This window comes from Nocardia abscessus, assembly GCF_015477775.1.
Classification (GTDB): domain Bacteria; phylum Actinomycetota; class Actinomycetes; order Mycobacteriales; family Mycobacteriaceae; genus Nocardia; species Nocardia abscessus_A.
On the sequence record NZ_JADLQO010000001.1, the window covers coordinates 528,365 to 543,383 of the forward strand.

17 protein-coding genes are annotated in these 15,019 nt (G+C 69.4%); 10 read left to right on the plus strand and 7 right to left on the minus strand.

Annotated elements, in window-relative coordinates; all coding sequences use genetic code 11:
* The first annotated feature begins 24 nt into the window (after window positions 1-24).
* A complete protein-coding gene (locus tag IU450_RS02565) occupies window positions 25-375 on the plus strand; it encodes a winged helix-turn-helix transcriptional regulator (RefSeq protein ID WP_195148142.1) in 351 nt (116 codons plus the stop codon).
* Here IU450_RS02565 and IU450_RS02570 read toward each other — a convergent pair.
* Both IU450_RS02570 and IU450_RS02575 read right to left on the minus strand, forming a co-directional pair.
* Window positions 372-1,496, minus strand: a complete 1,125-nt coding sequence (locus tag IU450_RS02570) for a glycerate kinase (RefSeq protein WP_195148143.1) — start codon at window positions 1,494-1,496, stop codon at window positions 372-374. The two genes, IU450_RS02565 and IU450_RS02570, sit on opposite strands and share 4 nt — an antisense overlap.
* Before the next feature lie 130 nt (window positions 1,497-1,626).
* On the minus strand, window positions 1,627-3,213 hold the full coding sequence (locus tag IU450_RS02575; protein ID WP_195148144.1) for an alpha/beta hydrolase: 1,587 nt from the start codon (window positions 3,211-3,213) through the stop codon (window positions 1,627-1,629).
* A 158-nt stretch (window positions 3,214-3,371) separates the two neighbouring features.
* On the opposite strand from IU450_RS02575, the gene IU450_RS02580 reads away from it, so the two are divergent.
* A complete protein-coding gene (locus IU450_RS02580) occupies window positions 3,372-3,683 on the plus strand; it encodes a GNAT family N-acetyltransferase (RefSeq protein ID WP_195148145.1) in 312 nt (103 codons plus the stop codon).
* Window positions 3,684-3,687: 4 nt separating this feature from the next.
* Here the strand turns inward: IU450_RS02580 and IU450_RS02585 are convergent, their stop codons facing one another.
* Window positions 3,688-4,449, minus strand: a complete 762-nt coding sequence (locus tag IU450_RS02585) for a lysophospholipid acyltransferase family protein (protein WP_195148146.1) — start codon at window positions 4,447-4,449, stop codon at window positions 3,688-3,690.
* A 138-nt stretch (window positions 4,450-4,587) separates the two neighbouring features.
* Between IU450_RS02585 and IU450_RS02590 the strand changes: the two genes are divergently transcribed.
* The 3 genes from IU450_RS02590 to IU450_RS02600 all read left to right on the plus strand — a co-directional run bounded on the left by IU450_RS02590 (window position 4,588) and on the right by IU450_RS02600 (window position 6,644).
* Entirely contained in the window at window positions 4,588-5,232 is a 645-nt protein-coding gene (locus IU450_RS02590; RefSeq protein ID WP_195148147.1) for a YqgE/AlgH family protein, read from the plus strand.
* 132 nt (window positions 5,233-5,364) lie between these two features.
* A complete protein-coding gene (locus IU450_RS02595) occupies window positions 5,365-5,904 on the plus strand; it encodes a sigma-70 family RNA polymerase sigma factor (protein ID WP_324197498.1) in 540 nt (179 codons plus the stop codon).
* Complete coding sequence (locus IU450_RS02600; RefSeq protein ID WP_195148148.1) at window positions 5,901-6,644, plus strand: anti-sigma factor family protein; 744 nt, start codon at window positions 5,901-5,903, stop codon at window positions 6,642-6,644. The genes IU450_RS02595 and IU450_RS02600 overlap by 4 nt, the downstream gene beginning before the upstream one ends.
* A 62-nt stretch (window positions 6,645-6,706) precedes the next feature.
* Here IU450_RS02600 and IU450_RS02605 read toward each other — a convergent pair whose 3' ends face one another.
* From IU450_RS02605 to IU450_RS02615, 3 genes are all read right to left on the minus strand, one after another.
* The gene (locus tag IU450_RS02605) at window positions 6,707-7,477 is read right to left on the minus strand and encodes an ABC transporter permease (protein ID WP_195032080.1); all 771 of its coding nucleotides are present in this window, start codon (window positions 7,475-7,477) and stop codon (window positions 6,707-6,709) included.
* Window positions 7,474-8,445: an ATP-binding cassette domain-containing protein gene (locus IU450_RS02610; RefSeq protein WP_195148149.1), complete on the minus strand. Its 972-nt coding sequence runs from the start codon at window positions 8,443-8,445 to the stop codon at window positions 7,474-7,476. The genes IU450_RS02605 and IU450_RS02610 overlap by 4 nt, the downstream gene beginning before the upstream one ends.
* Before the next feature lie 114 nt (window positions 8,446-8,559).
* Entirely contained in the window at window positions 8,560-9,090 is a 531-nt protein-coding gene (locus tag IU450_RS02615; protein WP_195148150.1) for an EXLDI protein, read from the minus strand.
* A gap of 135 nt (window positions 9,091-9,225) precedes the next feature.
* Here IU450_RS02615 and IU450_RS02620 point away from each other — a divergent pair, with 135 nt between their 5' ends.
* The 5 genes from IU450_RS02620 (at window position 9,226) to IU450_RS02640 (ending at window position 14,356) form a co-directional block, all read left to right on the plus strand.
* Window positions 9,226-10,914, plus strand: coding sequence for a thiamine pyrophosphate-binding protein (locus tag IU450_RS02620; RefSeq protein WP_195148151.1), 1,689 nt, complete (start codon window positions 9,226-9,228; stop codon window positions 10,912-10,914).
* A gap of 56 nt (window positions 10,915-10,970) precedes the next feature.
* Entirely contained in the window at window positions 10,971-11,630 is a 660-nt protein-coding gene (locus IU450_RS02625) for an SRPBCC family protein (RefSeq protein WP_195148152.1), read from the plus strand.
* A gap of 19 nt (window positions 11,631-11,649) precedes the next feature.
* Window positions 11,650-12,684 (plus strand): 3-oxoacyl-ACP synthase III family protein, encoded by a 1,035-nt coding sequence (locus IU450_RS02630; RefSeq protein ID WP_195148153.1) that lies wholly within the window; start codon window positions 11,650-11,652, stop codon window positions 12,682-12,684.
* The gene (locus IU450_RS02635) at window positions 12,681-13,727 is read left to right on the plus strand and encodes an aminotransferase class I/II-fold pyridoxal phosphate-dependent enzyme (RefSeq protein ID WP_195148154.1); all 1,047 of its coding nucleotides are present in this window, start codon (window positions 12,681-12,683) and stop codon (window positions 13,725-13,727) included. The genes IU450_RS02630 and IU450_RS02635 overlap by 4 nt, the downstream gene beginning before the upstream one ends.
* A 224-nt stretch (window positions 13,728-13,951) precedes the next feature.
* Complete coding sequence (locus IU450_RS02640) at window positions 13,952-14,356, plus strand: cupin domain-containing protein (RefSeq protein ID WP_228833917.1); 405 nt, start codon at window positions 13,952-13,954, stop codon at window positions 14,354-14,356.
* Between the two features lie 129 nt (window positions 14,357-14,485).
* On the opposite strand, the gene IU450_RS02645 is transcribed toward IU450_RS02640, so the two are convergent.
* Complete coding sequence (locus IU450_RS02645) at window positions 14,486-14,893, minus strand: SdpI family protein (RefSeq protein WP_195148155.1); 408 nt, start codon at window positions 14,891-14,893, stop codon at window positions 14,486-14,488.
* Between the last annotated feature and the right edge of the window lie 126 nt (window positions 14,894-15,019).

The following is a 15,019-nucleotide window of genomic DNA, read 5'->3' on the forward strand; positions in this document are numbered from 1 at the left end:
CGAGGTCAAAGGAGCGCGGTGGGCATGAACGGTGACGCGGATCACGATGTATGTGGCATGACGGTCGCTATCGATGTCGTCGGCGGCAAGTGGAAGATGCACCTGATGTGGGTGCTCGGCACCGGCCCCCAGCGCTTCGGGCAGATCCGCAGGCTGCTCGACGGAGTCAGCGAGAAGGTTCTCGCCGAGAACCTGCGCCAGCTGGAGTCCAGCGGCGTGGTGCACCGCGAGGTCTATCCCGAGGTCCCGCCCCGGGTCGAGTACTCGCTCACGCCGCTCGGCAAGGAGCTGGCGGTGGCGCTGCGCCCGCTCGAGGAATGGGGCGATCGGCACCGGCACGAACTGGCCGCGAACCTCTTGGCGTCGGCGAGCTAATCCACCCACTCGGCGGCGATTCGCACGCCCACCCGCTCGAGCAGCGCCGCCGCCTCCGCCATCGAGCGTTCCGGGTCGGGTTCCAGCTCGGCGAGCGCATAGCAGTCCGCGAAGCCCGCGGCCCGGATCTCGTCGGGCACGAGCAACGTGCGGCCCGCCACGGCGACCACGGGCACGTCCGCCTTGCGAGCCGCCGCGCATACGCCGATCGGCGCCTTGCCGTGCAGGCTCTGCCGATCGAGTGAACCTTCACCGGTGACCACGAGGGTGGCGTCGGCGAGCAGGGTGGGGAAATCGAGCAATTCGATTACCACCTCGATGCCGCTGCGCACCTGCGCGCCCAGCGCGGCGAGCGCGCCGAACCCGGTACCGCCCGCCGCGCCCGCGCCGGGGTACCGCGCGAACTCGGGGCCGACGAGTTCCGCCCAGGTCGCGAGCGCGGATTCGAGGACGCCGACTTCGGCGGGCCCCGCGCCCTTCTGCGGCGCGTACACCGCCGCCGCTCCGGTCGGCCCGAGCAGCGGATTGTCGACATCGCAGGCCAGCGTGAACCTCGTACCGGCGACAGCTGGGTGCAGTGCCGAACGGTCCAGTCGCGCGGCACGGGACAGAACCACTCCGCCGCGCGGCAGCTCCTGTCCCTCGGCATCCGAAATACCGACGCCGAGTGCCTGCAACATGCCCGCGCCCCCGTCGGTGGAGGCGCTGCCACCCAGACCGAGCACGATCTCGGTGGCCCCGTGGTCCATCGCGTGCGCCAGCACGACCCCGAGCCCGAACGTGCTCGCGTGCAATGGATCGAGCCGCCCCTCCGGCAGGATCGCCAATCCGACGACGACGGCCAGTTCGACGACCGCGGTCGCACCGTGCCGGGCATACGACGTGCGGCGCGGCACGCCGGTCGGTCCAGGAGCCGTCAGCTCCACGCGCGTCCAACCGGCCGCGACGAACGCCTCGACCGTGCCGTCCCCACCATCGGCGACCGGCACCTGCCGGATCTCCGCATCCGGTGCGCTCCGCCGCAATCCCGCCGCCAGAGCCGCCGCCACTTCCGGCGCGGCGAGCGACCCCTTGAACTTGTCCGGAGCGAGGATCACTCGCGCAGTGGATGCCCGCGTCATCCCCACATTGTCGGCCGTGACCGGACCCGCCGCACCACGACACATCCGCCACGAGCTGCCCTCATGCAAGCCGCTGGCCTCCGGCGACCGCGGAATCCACACCCAGCCTCAGGAGGAGGGCCCAGTCCGCTCAGCTCGCGGGCAGTGGAGCCTGGGCGGCCTGGGTGATCGCGACCTTTCCGGTCCGCAGGTAGGTGACCACGGCCTCGTCCACCGCCGGGTTGCCGCGACCGAACGTACCGTGGTCGCCGCCCTCGACGACGACCAGCGCGCCGCCCAGCACCGCGGCCATGGCGGGACCGCCCTCGTACTTGGTCAGCGCGTCGTGGCGGCTCTGTAGAACCAACGGCGGCGTGCGCAGCCCGACGCCGGTGATCGGCACCGGCTTCGTCACGGGTTTCCACGACCCGCACGCCATTCCGGAGCGCACCAGATCGGCCCGCGCGTCCATGGCGTTGCCGCCGGAGGCGATGGTGCCGACCGCGGCGCCGAGCAGCTCCGGCCTTCCCGCCACGGCGTTCTCGTTGCAGGTGATGGCGCTGAATACGAAGCGGCCAGTGGGATCGGTCGAGGTCGCGCCCTCGATGGCCCGCAGGCGCTGCACGTTCGCCGGATCGGCCGCGGCGTCGGCCATCGCACGGGCGAAGGTGGGCCAGAACGTGCGGGTGTAGGTGGCCACGGTGGTCGCGCCGAGCAACGGCACCTGCGCGGAGACGCCGCCGCTCACCAAGGTGCGCAACAGGTTCTGCACTTTACCGAGTTGCTCGACGCTGCCGGTGTAGCCGTCCCGCGCGATCTCGGCCAGCGGCTCGGGCAGCGCGCCGGGCAGGTCGGCGAGGCTGGCGGGCGGTGGGGTCAGGTTGGCGTACCAGCCGCCACCCTGGGCGGCCGCCAGCCGGACCCAGTTGCGATAGACCTGCAGGGCGGTGTCGCCGAGGTGGTATTCGTCGTCGTGTTCGGCGATCCAGGCGAACAGATCGTCCAAGCGCTGTTTGCCCGCGGCCTGCTGCTGGGCGAATTCCTCGGTCCACACCCAGTCCGGGTTGACGTTGGAGTCCAGGATCATTCGGTCCACCCGGTCGCCGAACAGCGCCGCGTACACCGCGCCGAGGTAGGTGCCGTAGGACGTGCCGAGGTAGCCGATCCGCTCCAGACCGAGCGCGGCGCGCACCGCGTCGAGGTCGCGCGCGGTGTTCTCGGTGGTGATGGTGTCCAGGTAGCCGGGCTGCGCCGCGTCACAGGCCTTCTTGATCTCGTCGCGGTTTCCGCCGCCCAGCGAGACCTGTTGGCCCTCCTGGTTCTTCGTGCTCCCGCATGCCAGCGGCGTCGCCCAGCGCAATCCACGCGGCTGGACGGCGATGCGGTCGTAATGCTCGGCGAGCGCCGCGGGGAACACCTCCACCCGGCGCGCCCAGAAGTCCAGAGCGTCCGCACCGGGGCCGCCGGGGTTGGCGAACAGGACACCCTCCCGCTCGCCCGTCGCCGCGATCCGGCTGACGGTCAGCTCGATCTCGGCGCCGTTCGGGTCGGCGTAGTTCATGGGCACGCTGACGACGGCGCACTGCACGCCCCGATCGGCGGGCACGGCGCCCTCGGGACACTTACCGAAGACGACTCCCGGCGCGGCCTCCGCGACGCCGGTGACGATCGATCCCCCGAGCAGGCCGACGGCGACGACGGTGGCCGCGACCCGCGAAACCCGCAGTGTCCTCATCATGTTCCGTACCTCCCCGAGCCTGCCCACTCGCGCGCGACGACGGACCCGACCAAGAGCATTCTGCGCAGGCCCGCCGGGACAGACAAGTCGGTGGCGGGATTCCGCCCCGACCGGAGTGGGATTTACCGGGACAACGGCGCACAGAGTAGCGTCGAGTCATGTCGACCGAGGTCAGCAACAACACCGCCCTGGAACGCTTCGAGATCTACGTCGACGGTGCGATCGCCGGCTACGCCGAATACCAGGACACGGCCTCCGAGCGCGCGTTCGTACACACCGAGATCTACCCCCGGTACGAGGGCCAGGGCTATGCGCGGCTCCTGGTGGAGACCGCACTCAACAGCACTCGCGACGACAAGCTCGGCGCGCTGCCCATGTGCCGGACGGTCCATCACTTCATCGAGACCCGCCCCGAATACCTCGAGATGGTGCCGCACTGGGCGCGCGACCGGCTGAACCTGCCGCAGTAGCCGTTCAGTACGCCGCGACGGCGCCGTCGAGCGCTTTCTGCAGATCGGTGCGCACCAGCCGGGCGATGTCGCCGGGCCGGGGCGGCAGCTCGAGCACGGGAACACCGAAGTGGAAACTGGCCCCCTTCGCCTCCTCTTTCGTCGGCTGCACCGTCGGGTCCGTCCGCGGTCCGTAACTCAGCGCCATGGAGACCAACACGGGCTCGGCGCCGAGCTTCATCGCGCGGAACGCGATGTGCCCGATACCGCTGCCCACCGTCTGCACGCGGGCCGGGTCCACGTCGTTGCAGGTGCCCTCGGGGAAGACCGCGATGCCGTCGCCGCGAGCCATCCGCTCCGCGCAGACGTCCATCATGCGCTGGCCCGCGGCGTTCACCGCGCGGATGCCGTGGTCCTTGCCACGGAACACCGGGATGCCGCCCATCATGTCGATCTTGCGCCGCTGGTCGGGGTCGACGAACAGTTCGTCCTTGGCCAGCACGCGCACCCGGCCGATCACCCGCCGTAGTCCGCTGCGCCACGCCGCCGCGGCCACGGTGTAGGGATCGCTCTCGGAGAGATGGTTGATCGCGAGCAGCAGCGGCCTGCCCTGCGCGACCACCGCGCGGAGCGCTTCGCGGGCGCCATCGGCGTAGGTGACGCGCGGGTGGTAGCGGCGGCCGAGAATGGCGTAAGCCCCCCATGCCTTCAGGCGGTTCTGGCGATGATCGCGGTAGAAGTCGTACACGGTGTCGCTGTTCTCGAGGCGCACCTCGGGCGGTTCCATGACCTGGACTCTACGATGTCGCGCCGGTAGCGCAACGGGGCCTCCGGTGTCCGGTCCGCGCTGCGGCTCGGCAAATCCGGAACACAGAAGTGGGCCGCAGAAGGCGCATTGTGAGCGAACAGCTGCGATGATGTCGGAGTGGCACGCGCAGAAGACCCGGACGATCGGAAGACTCGCGGCGGGCACGGCGACCGCAGGCGGCGCGATTCCCGGCACGGCGAACAGGTGGTTCGTGCCGGAACGCTGCTGGTGTCGGCCACCGAATTGGTCGAACCGACCTTCCGGCGCACCGTCGTCTACATCATCGAGCACAACGAGGCGGGCAGTCTCGGCGTCGTGCTCAATCGCCCGAGCGACACGGCGGTGCACGAGGTGCTGCCCCGCTGGACGGACGCCGTCGCGGCGCCACGCACGCTGTTCATCGGCGGCCCGGTGAAACGGGACGCCGCGCTGTGCCTGGGCACCGTCCGGGTGGGCGCCCGGATCGAGGGCGTGCCGGGGCTGCGCCGCATCGACGGACGCGTCGTCCTGGTCGATCTGGACGCCGATCCCGAGCAGGTCGCTCCGCTCGTCGAGGGCATCCGGATCTTCGCGGGCTACGCGGGCTGGACCTTCGGGCAACTGGAGGGGGAGCTGGAGAACAACGACTGGATCGTGCTGTCGGCCCTGCCGTCCGACCCGATCAGCACGGGCCGTCCCGACCTGTGGGCGCACGTACTGCGCCGCCAGCCGCTCCCGCTGTCCCTGCTCGCGACACACCCGATTGAACTCGAACGCAACTGAGACCGTGTACTCCTCGAAGGGACCGAAGGAGACACGGCATGAGACACGACAACTGAACCGGCGAGAGCATGGGTGACTCATCGGGTGCGCCCACCGACCGGCCCCGCAACTCGAGCGGAGAGGTATCCAGTTGTGCGCAAGATACGCGGCGAGACGGGCCAGCCCGACGACCAGTCCGACGAATTGATGCGGGCTCTCTATCGCGAACACGCCACCCCGCTGTGGCGGTACACGCTCGGCTTGGTTCGGGACCGGGGCCGGGCAGAGGACATCGTGCAGGAAACATTGCTGCGAGCCTGGCAACGCCCGAACGTCTTGGATCAGTCCACCACGTCGGCGCGGGCGTGGTTGTTCACCGTGGCGCGCAATCTCGCCGTGGATGAGCACCGCAGCGCCCGCAGCAGGCGCGAGTTCCGCACCGACAGCCCGCCCGAACGGGCGGCCCCGGACCAGTCCGATCGCGCGCTGGACGGCTGGCTGGTCGCGGACGCCCTCGGCAGGCTCAGCGCCGACCACCGCGAGGTGATCGTGCGGGCCTACTACCGGGGACTGTCCACCCAGCAGATCGCCGAGGAGCTCGACGTCCCGGCGGGCACGGTGAAATCCCGGATGCACTACGGCATGCGCGCATTGCGCCTGGCACTACAGGAGATGGGGGTGACGAACCAATGACGGATATCACCGACGACTACACCACGTGGGACGCGGCGTACGTGCTCGGCTCCCTCACCCGCGACGAGCGCCTCCAGTACGAGAGCCACCTCGCGGGCTGCCCCGACTGCCGGGCTGCCGTAGCCGAACTCGCGGGCCTGCCGGGCATGCTCGCCCTCGTGGAGACCGACATCGCGAACGCGATGATCGAGCCGCCCGCCCCATCGGGCGAGTTCGCGGCGGAATCGGCTCCACCGCCGATGCCTTCGCTCCCACCGCCCCCGCGGCTCGCCGACGCGGCCGAACGACGCCGCCGCCGCAGCGGGTGGACGTCGGTCGGCATCGCGGTGGCCTCGGCCGCGGCCGCCGCGGCGATAGCGGTGCCGATCGCCGTCTCGCTGTCCGGATCGGATGATTCGCCGGGGCCGGGCACCAGCGAGCAGGCGTTCGTCGAACGTCAGATGACTCCGCTGGAACCGACGCCGGTCTCGGCGAGCTTCAAACTCGTCCCGGCGGGTGATCGCACGCGGGTCGTGATGTCCTGCAGCTATCCCCCGGGGGAGCAGCTGCGCTACAACTGGGATCTCGCGCTGTACGTCACCAGCACCAGCGGTCAGCAGCAGAAACTCGACGAGTGGCCGGCCGGCCCCGGCACCGAGCTGACCATCGACCGGACCATCGACGGCACGCCCGACCAGGTCCGCTCGGTCGAGATCCGCGCGGCGAACACCGGGAAGGTGCTGCTCACCGGCACGATCTGAGCGGACGGACGATCCCCCGCCGGGCACTGCCCGCGGGGGATCATTCGCGCACGCCGAGATGTTCAGCGCGCCTGCCGCCGGAAGATCGAGGACGACCACAAGTAGCCGACCACCGTGAGGCCGACGCACCAGGCGAGCGAGATGACGCCGTTGTTGCCGATCTCGGTGCCCATCAGCAGACCGCGAATGGTCTCGGTGAACGGCGTGAAGGGCTGGTACTCGGCGAACTGGCGCAACCCGGCGGGCATGGTGTCGGTGCCGACCAGGCCGCTGCCGAGGAACGGCAGCATCACCAGCGGGAAGGGTGTGTTGCTCGCGCTCTCCGGGTTCGGCGCGAGCAGGCCGAGCGCCACCGACAGCCAGGTGAGCGCGAACATCACCAGCGCGAGCAGACCGAATACGGCGAGCCACTCGACCGGATTCGCATTCGGGCGGAAGCCGATGAGCAGGGCGACGCCCGTCATCCCCGCGATGCCGAGCAGCGCCTGGATCAGCGCGCCGACCACGTGACCGGTCAGCATGGCCGACTGCGTGATGTCCATGGTGCGGAACCGGTTCACGATGCCCTTGGTCGCGTCGGTGGCGACCGACACCGCGACCGAGACCGTCATGTACGCCGGAATCATCAACAACATGCCGGGCGCGAGGTAGTCGATGTAGTTACCACCGGAAGACTTCTCCAGCGCGCCGCCGAAGACGAAGTTGAACACCAGCATCAGCACCGTAGGCATCAGGATGACGCCGAAGGTCATGCTCGGATAGCGCTTGGCGTGTACGAGATTGCGCCGCAGCATGGTCGCCGAATCGGCGAGCGCGTAGGACATGGTGCTCATCGCACGGTTTCCTTTTCGGTGGTCGGGTGTCCGGTCAGGGTCAGGAAGACGTCGTCGAGGTTGGGGGTGTGCACGGAAAGGCCCTCGACCTCGATCTGCTCGTAGTCGAGCCGATCGAGCACGGCGCGCAGCGATTTCACGCCGCCGTCGCTCGGCACCGCGAGGGTGAGCTTCTCCTCGTCGTCCGGCGGCGCGGCGACGGCGCCGAGCGCGTCGGCCGCCGCGGTCAGAGCGGCGCGGTCGGCGAACTCCAGGCGGATGTGCCCGCCGGGGACCAGTCGCTTCAGTTCCGCCGCGGTGCCTTCCGCGACGATCTTCCCGCGGTCGAGCACCGCGATGCGATCGGCGAGCTGGTCGGCCTCCTCCAGGTACTGGGTGGTGAGGAAGACCGTGACGCGGTAGTCGTCGACCAGCCCGCGAATGATCTCCCAGATCGCTCGCCTGCTGCGCGGGTCGAGGCCGGTGGTCGGCTCGTCGAGGAAGATGATGCGCGGATCGCCGACCAGCGTCATGGCCAGATCGAGCCGCCTGGTCATGCCTCCGGAGTAGGTGGACGCCGTCTTGTCCGCCGCGTCGACCAGGTCGAAGCGCTCCAGCAGATCCGCTGCCAGCCTGCGGCTCTCGCGCCGCGGCAGATGGTGCAGATCGGCCATCAGCTGGAGGTTCTCCCGGCCGGTGAGCAGTTCGTCGACCGCGGAGAACTGCCCGGTCACCCCGATCTGCCCGCGTACCTGCTCGCGCTCTGCCCCGAGATCGTGACCGCCGACCCGCACTTCGCCCGCGTCCGGATGGATCAGCGTGGTCAGGATCTGCACGGTGGTGGTCTTGCCCGCCCCGTTCGGCCCGAGCAGCGAGAAGACGGTGCCCTCCGCGACGGTGAGGTCGATCCCGTCGAGCACCACCTGCTCACCGAATGATTTACGCAGGCCCCGTGCCGAAACGGCGGGTGCGCGATGGCCGTTGACCATGGTTTTCCCTTTCTGAAATACATTTCAATATGCGAATGTGAGCATGTTTTATCTACACCGCCCCCAGGGGTGCGGTGCCAGTCGGATTTCGGTTGTCGCGCCCGAGCGCGGCGGTTAGATGTCCAGGTCCTCGATCTTCGGCCCCTCGGCCAAGTCGGCCACCCGTCGATAGAGCTTGTCGGGCAGCTTCCCCTTCAACTCTTCGAGGGAATCCACCACCACGAAGATGAAGTCACCCCAGTCCTGCTGCCCGACGCCGAGCAGGCGGCGCCAGCTCTTCGGGTCCTTCCAGTCCTTCAACCAACTCGAACCCGCGTCGGCGGGATATTCGTCCCAGTTCGAATACTGGGCGTGCATCACGTACTTACCCTTGCGGCTGCGATACACCTTGACGTGCTCGATCCGCGTATCGTTGACGTCGTGCCATTCCCCGAGCAGGGCGCCGGAGAAGCGCACCTGCCGCACACCATCGCGACCGACATTGAGCACAATCTCGTCGTGGCCCTCCAGCCGGCCCTCCTCGAGTTCGATGAACCGGCGCAGCGCCGTGACCACCGCCCCCGAGAGGTTGCCGCCGACCAGTTCCTGCGCTCGCTGAAAAAGCGGCAGATCGTCGTCGGCTACGTAGATCGTCTTGTTGGGCATGTTCTAACTATACGTAGATGTATACGTACATGCAACACCTAGGGTGAATCTTCAGCCACCCTTGAACCGTTTGACGGCCGACGACGTATATCACAGGTGTACGCAGTCGAATTTCGTCAGCGGAAGGGAGGGCCGATGCGGACTCGGGCCGTGGACTATCTGGTGCGAGCGGTTTCGGCACTGGGGGTGCGACACATCTTCGGAGTGGACGGCGCCAACATCGAGGACCTCTACGACGCGATCTTCGACGCGCCGGACCACGTGACCGGGGTGATCGCCAAACACGAGTTCTCCGCGGCCACCATGGCCGACGGTTACGCCCGTACCACCGGCGGACTCGGCGTGGTCGCGGCGACCTCGGGCGGTGGCGCGATGAATCTGGTCGCCGGACTCGCCGAATCTTTCGCTTCGCGGGTGCCGGTCCTCGCACTGGTCGGGCAGCCCCCGACCCTCCTGGAGGGCAACGGCGCGTTCCAGGACACCAGCGGACGCGCGGGCGCCATCGATGCCGTCCGCCTCTTCGGCGCGGTCAGCAACTTCTGCGCCCGCGTGGAATCGGCCGCCGACCTGCCGGATCAGCTGGACCGCGCGGTGCACGCCGCCCGGCGCGGCGGCCCGGGGGTACTGCTGCTGCCCAAAGACGTCCAGCAGGCCGATCTGAGCGGCGTCGCGCCGCTGCGTCCGGCCCCGGGAAGGCATCGGTCCGACCAGGCCGCGATCGGGCGCGTTCGCGCCGCGCTGAGCACCGCCCGGCAGACCGGGAAGATCGTGATCGTCGCGGGCGATCAGGTCGCGCGCGACGACGCGCGCGCCGAGCTGGCTCGCCTGGCCACCGCACTGAACGCCGCCGTGGGTGTCGCGCCGGACGCGAAGGACACCTACGACAACACCGATCCGGGCTTCTGCGGTGTCGCGGGCACCATGGGTCACCCCGAACTGGCCGCGGCCATCCGGTCCTCGGCCCTGTGCCTGCTGGTCGGCACCCGAATGCCGGTCCCCACCCGCGCCGGCTTGGAGACTTCGCTCGCCGACCGCACGGTGGCGAGCATCGGCGTGGCGCCGCCGTACCTGCCCGCCATCCACGCGACCAGCACCGATCTGTCGCGGACGCTCGCCGACCTCGCCGACGCCCTGGACGACGGCAGCACCGGATCCGAACACGTCCGTGCGGCGCAACCACCGACCTCCCTGCGCGTGCCCGCCTCCACCGGTCCCGGTCTGCGCTACCGGGAGGTCGTCGAGACGATCGATGCCGCGCTGCCGGAAGGCACCGATGTCTTCGCCGACGCGGGCAATACCGGCGCGGCCGTCGTGCACCATCTCCGGGTCCCACGGGACGGGCGGTTCGTGGTCGCGCTCGGCATGGGCGGAATGGGTTACGCGTTCGGCGCGGGCATCGGGTCCGCGTTCGCGCGGCACGCGAGAACAAATGGCGTGCGACGCACGGTCGTCATCGCCGGTGACGGCGCGTTCTATATGCACGGGATGGAGTTGCACACCGCGATCGAGCACGCCCTGCCGGTCACCTTCGTCGTGCTGAACAACAACGCGCATGCCATGTGCGTGACCAGGGAGCAGCTGTACTACCGGGATCGCTACAGCTTCAACCGATTCCGTCCGGCGCACTTGGGCTCGGGCGTCGCCGCGATGTTCCCCGGCCTGCCCGCGTTCTCGGCGCACACCGTCAGCGATCTCGACGCCCTGCTGCGCCGCTGCCTGGAAACCGAAGGGCCGTCGTTCCTTTCGATCGAATGCGACCCGGACGAGATCCCTCCGTTCCTGCCGTTCCTGACCACCGTCGAGCAATCCCGGAACCCCAGATGACCGCCCGCTTCGCCGGCAACGGTGCCGCGACCATGCCTGCCAAGAGGAGTACCACCATGACCACGAATTCCCTCCCCGCCCTCGGCGACATTCCGGAAGGAGGGTTGCCGGGCGTGCTCCGCATCGAGAACTCCGACAAGGAAGCCACCGAGCCGATCATCATCGACAGGCTGCGGTCGGTGTATCCGCACGACCAGATCTACGGCGAATACTGTCCGGTGCAGGGATACATCAACGCGCCGCCGCGGGAGGTCTACGAATACCTCGCCGATCCCCGGTCGATGGAGGAGTGGACCTACGGCTTGCGCGAATTCGTCGAGACCGACGAGCCCGGGCTCTGGTTGGCCTACGACCGGCTGGGCGCGGATACCAAGATCTACACCCGCACCGTCGCGAATCCCGACGCGATGACGGTCGACTACCACTGCGCGTGGGACCAGTCGAAGCACCTGTGGATGATCTACCTGCTGCGCGTGATCGATGCGCAAGTGGTGTTCGACAAGCCGGGTTCGGTGGTGCTGTGGGTGAACTGCAAGCACCCCTTCTACGACGAGAACCCCTATCCCGAGACCGCGCCGCCGCAGCGGCCGGAGTGGGTCGGCGACTTCTGGGAGATGTTCTCCGCGGGTCACCAGCTGGAGATGGACAACCTCGAGGCCATCTGCGAGTACCGGGCCGCGCACGGCCTGCCCGTCAAGCCCGACTGGATGAAGTGAGAAGCGAGTGATTCCTCCGATGCACCAGAACATCCCCGGCTTGCCGCAGGTCAGCCTCGTCGACGTGGCCTCCTACCTGCCCGGCGAACCGGTCGGCACCGAATATTTCACCCAGTTCGCCCGCTCGGACCGGATGGCGAAGAACGTCATGTTCCGCGCGCCCAAGGGCCGCCACCACATGGCGCGCGACGAGACCGCGGTGGACATGGTCGAACGCGCCGTCGCCCCGCTGATCGAGCGCAACGGCGCCGACGCGATCGCCGAAGTCGACGTTCTCATCACCCACACCCAACTGCCGGACAATCCGGTGCTCGGCTGCGGGCCCGAGGTGGCGCGACGGCTCGGCATCCGTCCCACGTTCGTCTACGACGTGCACAACGGCGGGTGCGCGGCGTTCGTGCACATGCTGGCGATGGCCCGCATGATCCTGCAGACCACCGCCGCCCGCACCGCGCTGATCGCGGCCACCCAGAACTGCGCGGGGCCGGTGTTCACCCAGACCGAGATCCGCAAGCTGGCCCAGGCGCCGGTGCCCGGCGACGGCTGCGGTGTGGGACTGCTCCGCAAGGACGACAGCGCGCCGATTCTCGACCTCGAATGCCGCACCTATCCCGAATTCGCCGGAGACATGGCATTTTCCACCCACGGCGAGCGCAAGTACTGGGAGCCGGGCGAGGGCCAAGCGTGCGTCAGCTTCACCGAATCCAAGGTCAGCAAGGTGTTCGCCCGCGGCAACCGGCTGGTTCCGGAAGTAGCCCTCGCGGTATGCGATCGGATCGGCGTCCGGGGACGCGACGTCGACACGTTCGTCACCAACCAGCCGAACCGGCTGTTCCTGCGCAACTGGCACGACGCGCTCGAGCTGCCGCCCGAGCGGCACCCGGACACCTTCGACTCCTGCGGGAACCTGTTCGCCGCCGGCATCCCGGTGACCCTGGACGTGGAGAACCGGGCGGGACGGCTGCCCAACGGATCGCTGGTCCTGATGGCGGCGTTCGCGCACGCGGGCGACTTCGCGGGCGCGGCCGCCGTCCGCTGGGGGGCCGCGCGATGAGTCTGCTCGTCGACGGCACCCGGCCCTCCCGCAGGCTCCGAGCGCCCCGGGTGCCGCCGCGGTTCGACCTCACCCTGAGCGAGAATCCGTTCCCGCCGCTGCCGTCGGTGCTGCGGGCCGTGCACATGACGCTGGCCCACGCCAACCGGTATCCGGAGTTCCTGCCGCGTCGGCTGCCGTTGCTGATCGCTCGGCAGGTGGGTGTGCGGGCGGATCAGGTGGTGGTCGGCTCGGGCGCGACCGGCGTGGCACTGCAGATCATGCAGACGCTGGCCGCCCCGGGAGCGGAGATCGTCTACAGCGCGCCGACATTCGACGGGTATCCGATCATGGCCGAGATGGCCGGCGTCGAAGCCGTGCCGGTGCCGCTGGACGCGGCGGGCAACCAGGATTTGCGGGCGATGCGCCGCGCCATCGACCGGCGCACCGCACTGGTCGTGGTGTGCCGTCCGCACAATCCCACCGGAACGGTGATCACGGCGGACGAGTTGAAGGCGTTCCTGTCCGACATGCCCGCCCGGATTCCGGTGATCCTCGATGAGGCGTACGTGGAATTCCTCGGCGCCGCCGAGTGCGTCGACCCGCTGGCCCTCATCGCCAGACACCCGAACCTGCTGATCCTGCGTACCTTCTCGAAGGCGTACGGCTTGGCCGGGCTGCGGATCGGTTACGCCTTCGGCAGGCCCGAGCTGATCGCGCGGGTGGGCAAACTGCAACTGCCGTTCGGGCTGAGCGCCGCGGCGGTGGCCGCGGTCACCGCCTCCTACGCCGCCCAGCCCGAACTCGCCGCACGGACCCTCCGCATCACCGAGGAGCGAGACGCGCTCCGTGGCGCACTGGTGGCTCGCGGATTCGCGATACCGGAGAGCCGCGCGAACTTCCTCTACATTCCCGGGCCCGGCACGAGCACCGCCCTGCGCCGCGCGGGCATCGCCGCGAAGTCCTATCCCGACGGCAGCGCCCGGATCGCTGTCGGCGACCCCTCCGCCGACGATGCGGTCCTCCAGGCGCTCACATCAGGTCCGGCTGTCGGAACGTCATAACCGCGCCCCGTCGAACAGGCGGGCAACCATCGGGGTTCCGCTCGACATGTCTCGATCCGCAGTGCGGTACCGGCACGATGTCGGCGTGCACCAGAGCGGCCCGCTGAGTGATCGGACACATGAGCAGCGGGCCTCGGGTTGCCCCGTGCCGGGGCGGCGCTGGTGAACGTCGCGGTCAGCAGCCCGACCGACGCGACCACGGCGGCCCGTGGCACGAGCGTCGAATGGGTGGTTCGATCGAAGGGATGTGGCCCGAATTCGAGGTGAACGCGGCGCCCGCCCGGGGGACCGCGAGCCGAGTGCTGTTCCGGTTCGCGCTGGGGCGGCGAGCGTTCGTGCTGCGCCAGACGATCATCGAGCCCGGCGGCAGCAGTGGCTGGCACTATCACGACGGGACGCTGTTCGTGCTGGTCGCGCGGGGCATGCTCGACCATCCCGGCGCGGATTGCACGCCGGTCACCTATCGGCGCCTGCGAGTCTTCCGAGAGCCGAGCGGGCCGCGCTACCCGCACGTGGCTCGCAACGTCGCGGCGGTGCCGGTGCTGCTGTGGGTGCTCTACATCACTCCGGTGGGCAGTCCGCTGTCGCACAGCGTCGCGCCGCCGCCCTGCGCTGCCGACATGCGGTGACCTGCGTTTCGCTCGAGTGCAGGCAGTAGTTCAGGCGCAGGTCGAACGCGGACGCGGCGTGGTCAGGGGAGCGGCGAGGTCAGAGGAGCAGAGCGTGAACGCGCGCCAGAGGAACCGCGGCGATCGACTTCAGCTCGCGGGCTGGCAGGCGTCACGGAGTGAGCAGGCGCCACAGGAGCTGCCGCAACCGCCGATCTCGGGAGGCGGGGCGATGGCGTCGGCCGCTTGCGCGGCGGCATTCGCGCCCGCGCCGAGGGTGAACAGCGCGACCACCACGGCGCCCGCCGCGACAACGAGCGCGACGATCCCGCTGGCGGCCAGCGCGACGAGACCACCGGCGAACAGCAAGGCGCCTGCCGCGATCGACGTGGGCGCGGCGACCCGGTTGGCGACGCGGAACGTGTCGTCGGTGGACAGCGCGGCCTCGGTGTGGACCCCGAAGAAACGATTGCGGGGCAACCGCCCGGTCAGCCCGAGCGCGCCGGTTGTGACGGCCACGACAGCCGGCACGAACAGGACGAGAGCGACGACGAACACCCATGCAGGCTAGCGCATCGGCGCCGAGCGGCCGCCGACGGGCGGCCCCGGCGGGGAACCGGGTCCAAGTCCAGGCCAGCCCGATTTTCGGTCCTGCAGCGGGGACGTTCTACCCTGATAGACGAA

Excerpts from the sequence above, each read along its gene's own strand:
- IU450_RS02565 (WP_195148142.1), top strand. The coding sequence starts at position 25 with ATGAACGGTGACGCGGATCACGATGTATGTGGCATGACGGTCGCTATC.
- IU450_RS02570 (WP_195148143.1), bottom strand. The coding sequence starts at position 1,496 with ATGACGCGGGCATCCACTGCGCGAGTGATCCTCGCTCCGGACAAGTTC.
- IU450_RS02575 (WP_195148144.1), bottom strand. The coding sequence starts at position 3,213 with ATGATGAGGACACTGCGGGTTTCGCGGGTCGCGGCCACCGTCGTCGCC.
- IU450_RS02580 (WP_195148145.1), top strand. The coding sequence starts at position 3,372 with ATGTCGACCGAGGTCAGCAACAACACCGCCCTGGAACGCTTCGAGATC.
- IU450_RS02585 (WP_195148146.1), bottom strand. The coding sequence starts at position 4,449 with ATGGAACCGCCCGAGGTGCGCCTCGAGAACAGCGACACCGTGTACGAC.
- IU450_RS02600 (WP_195148148.1), top strand. The coding sequence starts at position 5,901 with ATGACGGATATCACCGACGACTACACCACGTGGGACGCGGCGTACGTG.
- IU450_RS02605 (WP_195032080.1), bottom strand. The coding sequence starts at position 7,477 with ATGAGCACCATGTCCTACGCGCTCGCCGATTCGGCGACCATGCTGCGG.
- IU450_RS02610 (WP_195148149.1), bottom strand. The coding sequence starts at position 8,445 with ATGGTCAACGGCCATCGCGCACCCGCCGTTTCGGCACGGGGCCTGCGT.
- IU450_RS02615 (WP_195148150.1), bottom strand. The coding sequence starts at position 9,090 with ATGCCCAACAAGACGATCTACGTAGCCGACGACGATCTGCCGCTTTTT.
- IU450_RS02620 (WP_195148151.1), top strand. The coding sequence starts at position 9,226 with ATGCGGACTCGGGCCGTGGACTATCTGGTGCGAGCGGTTTCGGCACTG.
- IU450_RS02625 (WP_195148152.1), top strand. The coding sequence starts at position 10,971 with ATGACCACGAATTCCCTCCCCGCCCTCGGCGACATTCCGGAAGGAGGG.
- IU450_RS02630 (WP_195148153.1), top strand. The coding sequence starts at position 11,650 with ATGCACCAGAACATCCCCGGCTTGCCGCAGGTCAGCCTCGTCGACGTG.
- IU450_RS02635 (WP_195148154.1), top strand. The coding sequence starts at position 12,681 with ATGAGTCTGCTCGTCGACGGCACCCGGCCCTCCCGCAGGCTCCGAGCG.
- IU450_RS02640 (WP_228833917.1), top strand. The coding sequence starts at position 13,952 with ATGGGTGGTTCGATCGAAGGGATGTGGCCCGAATTCGAGGTGAACGCG.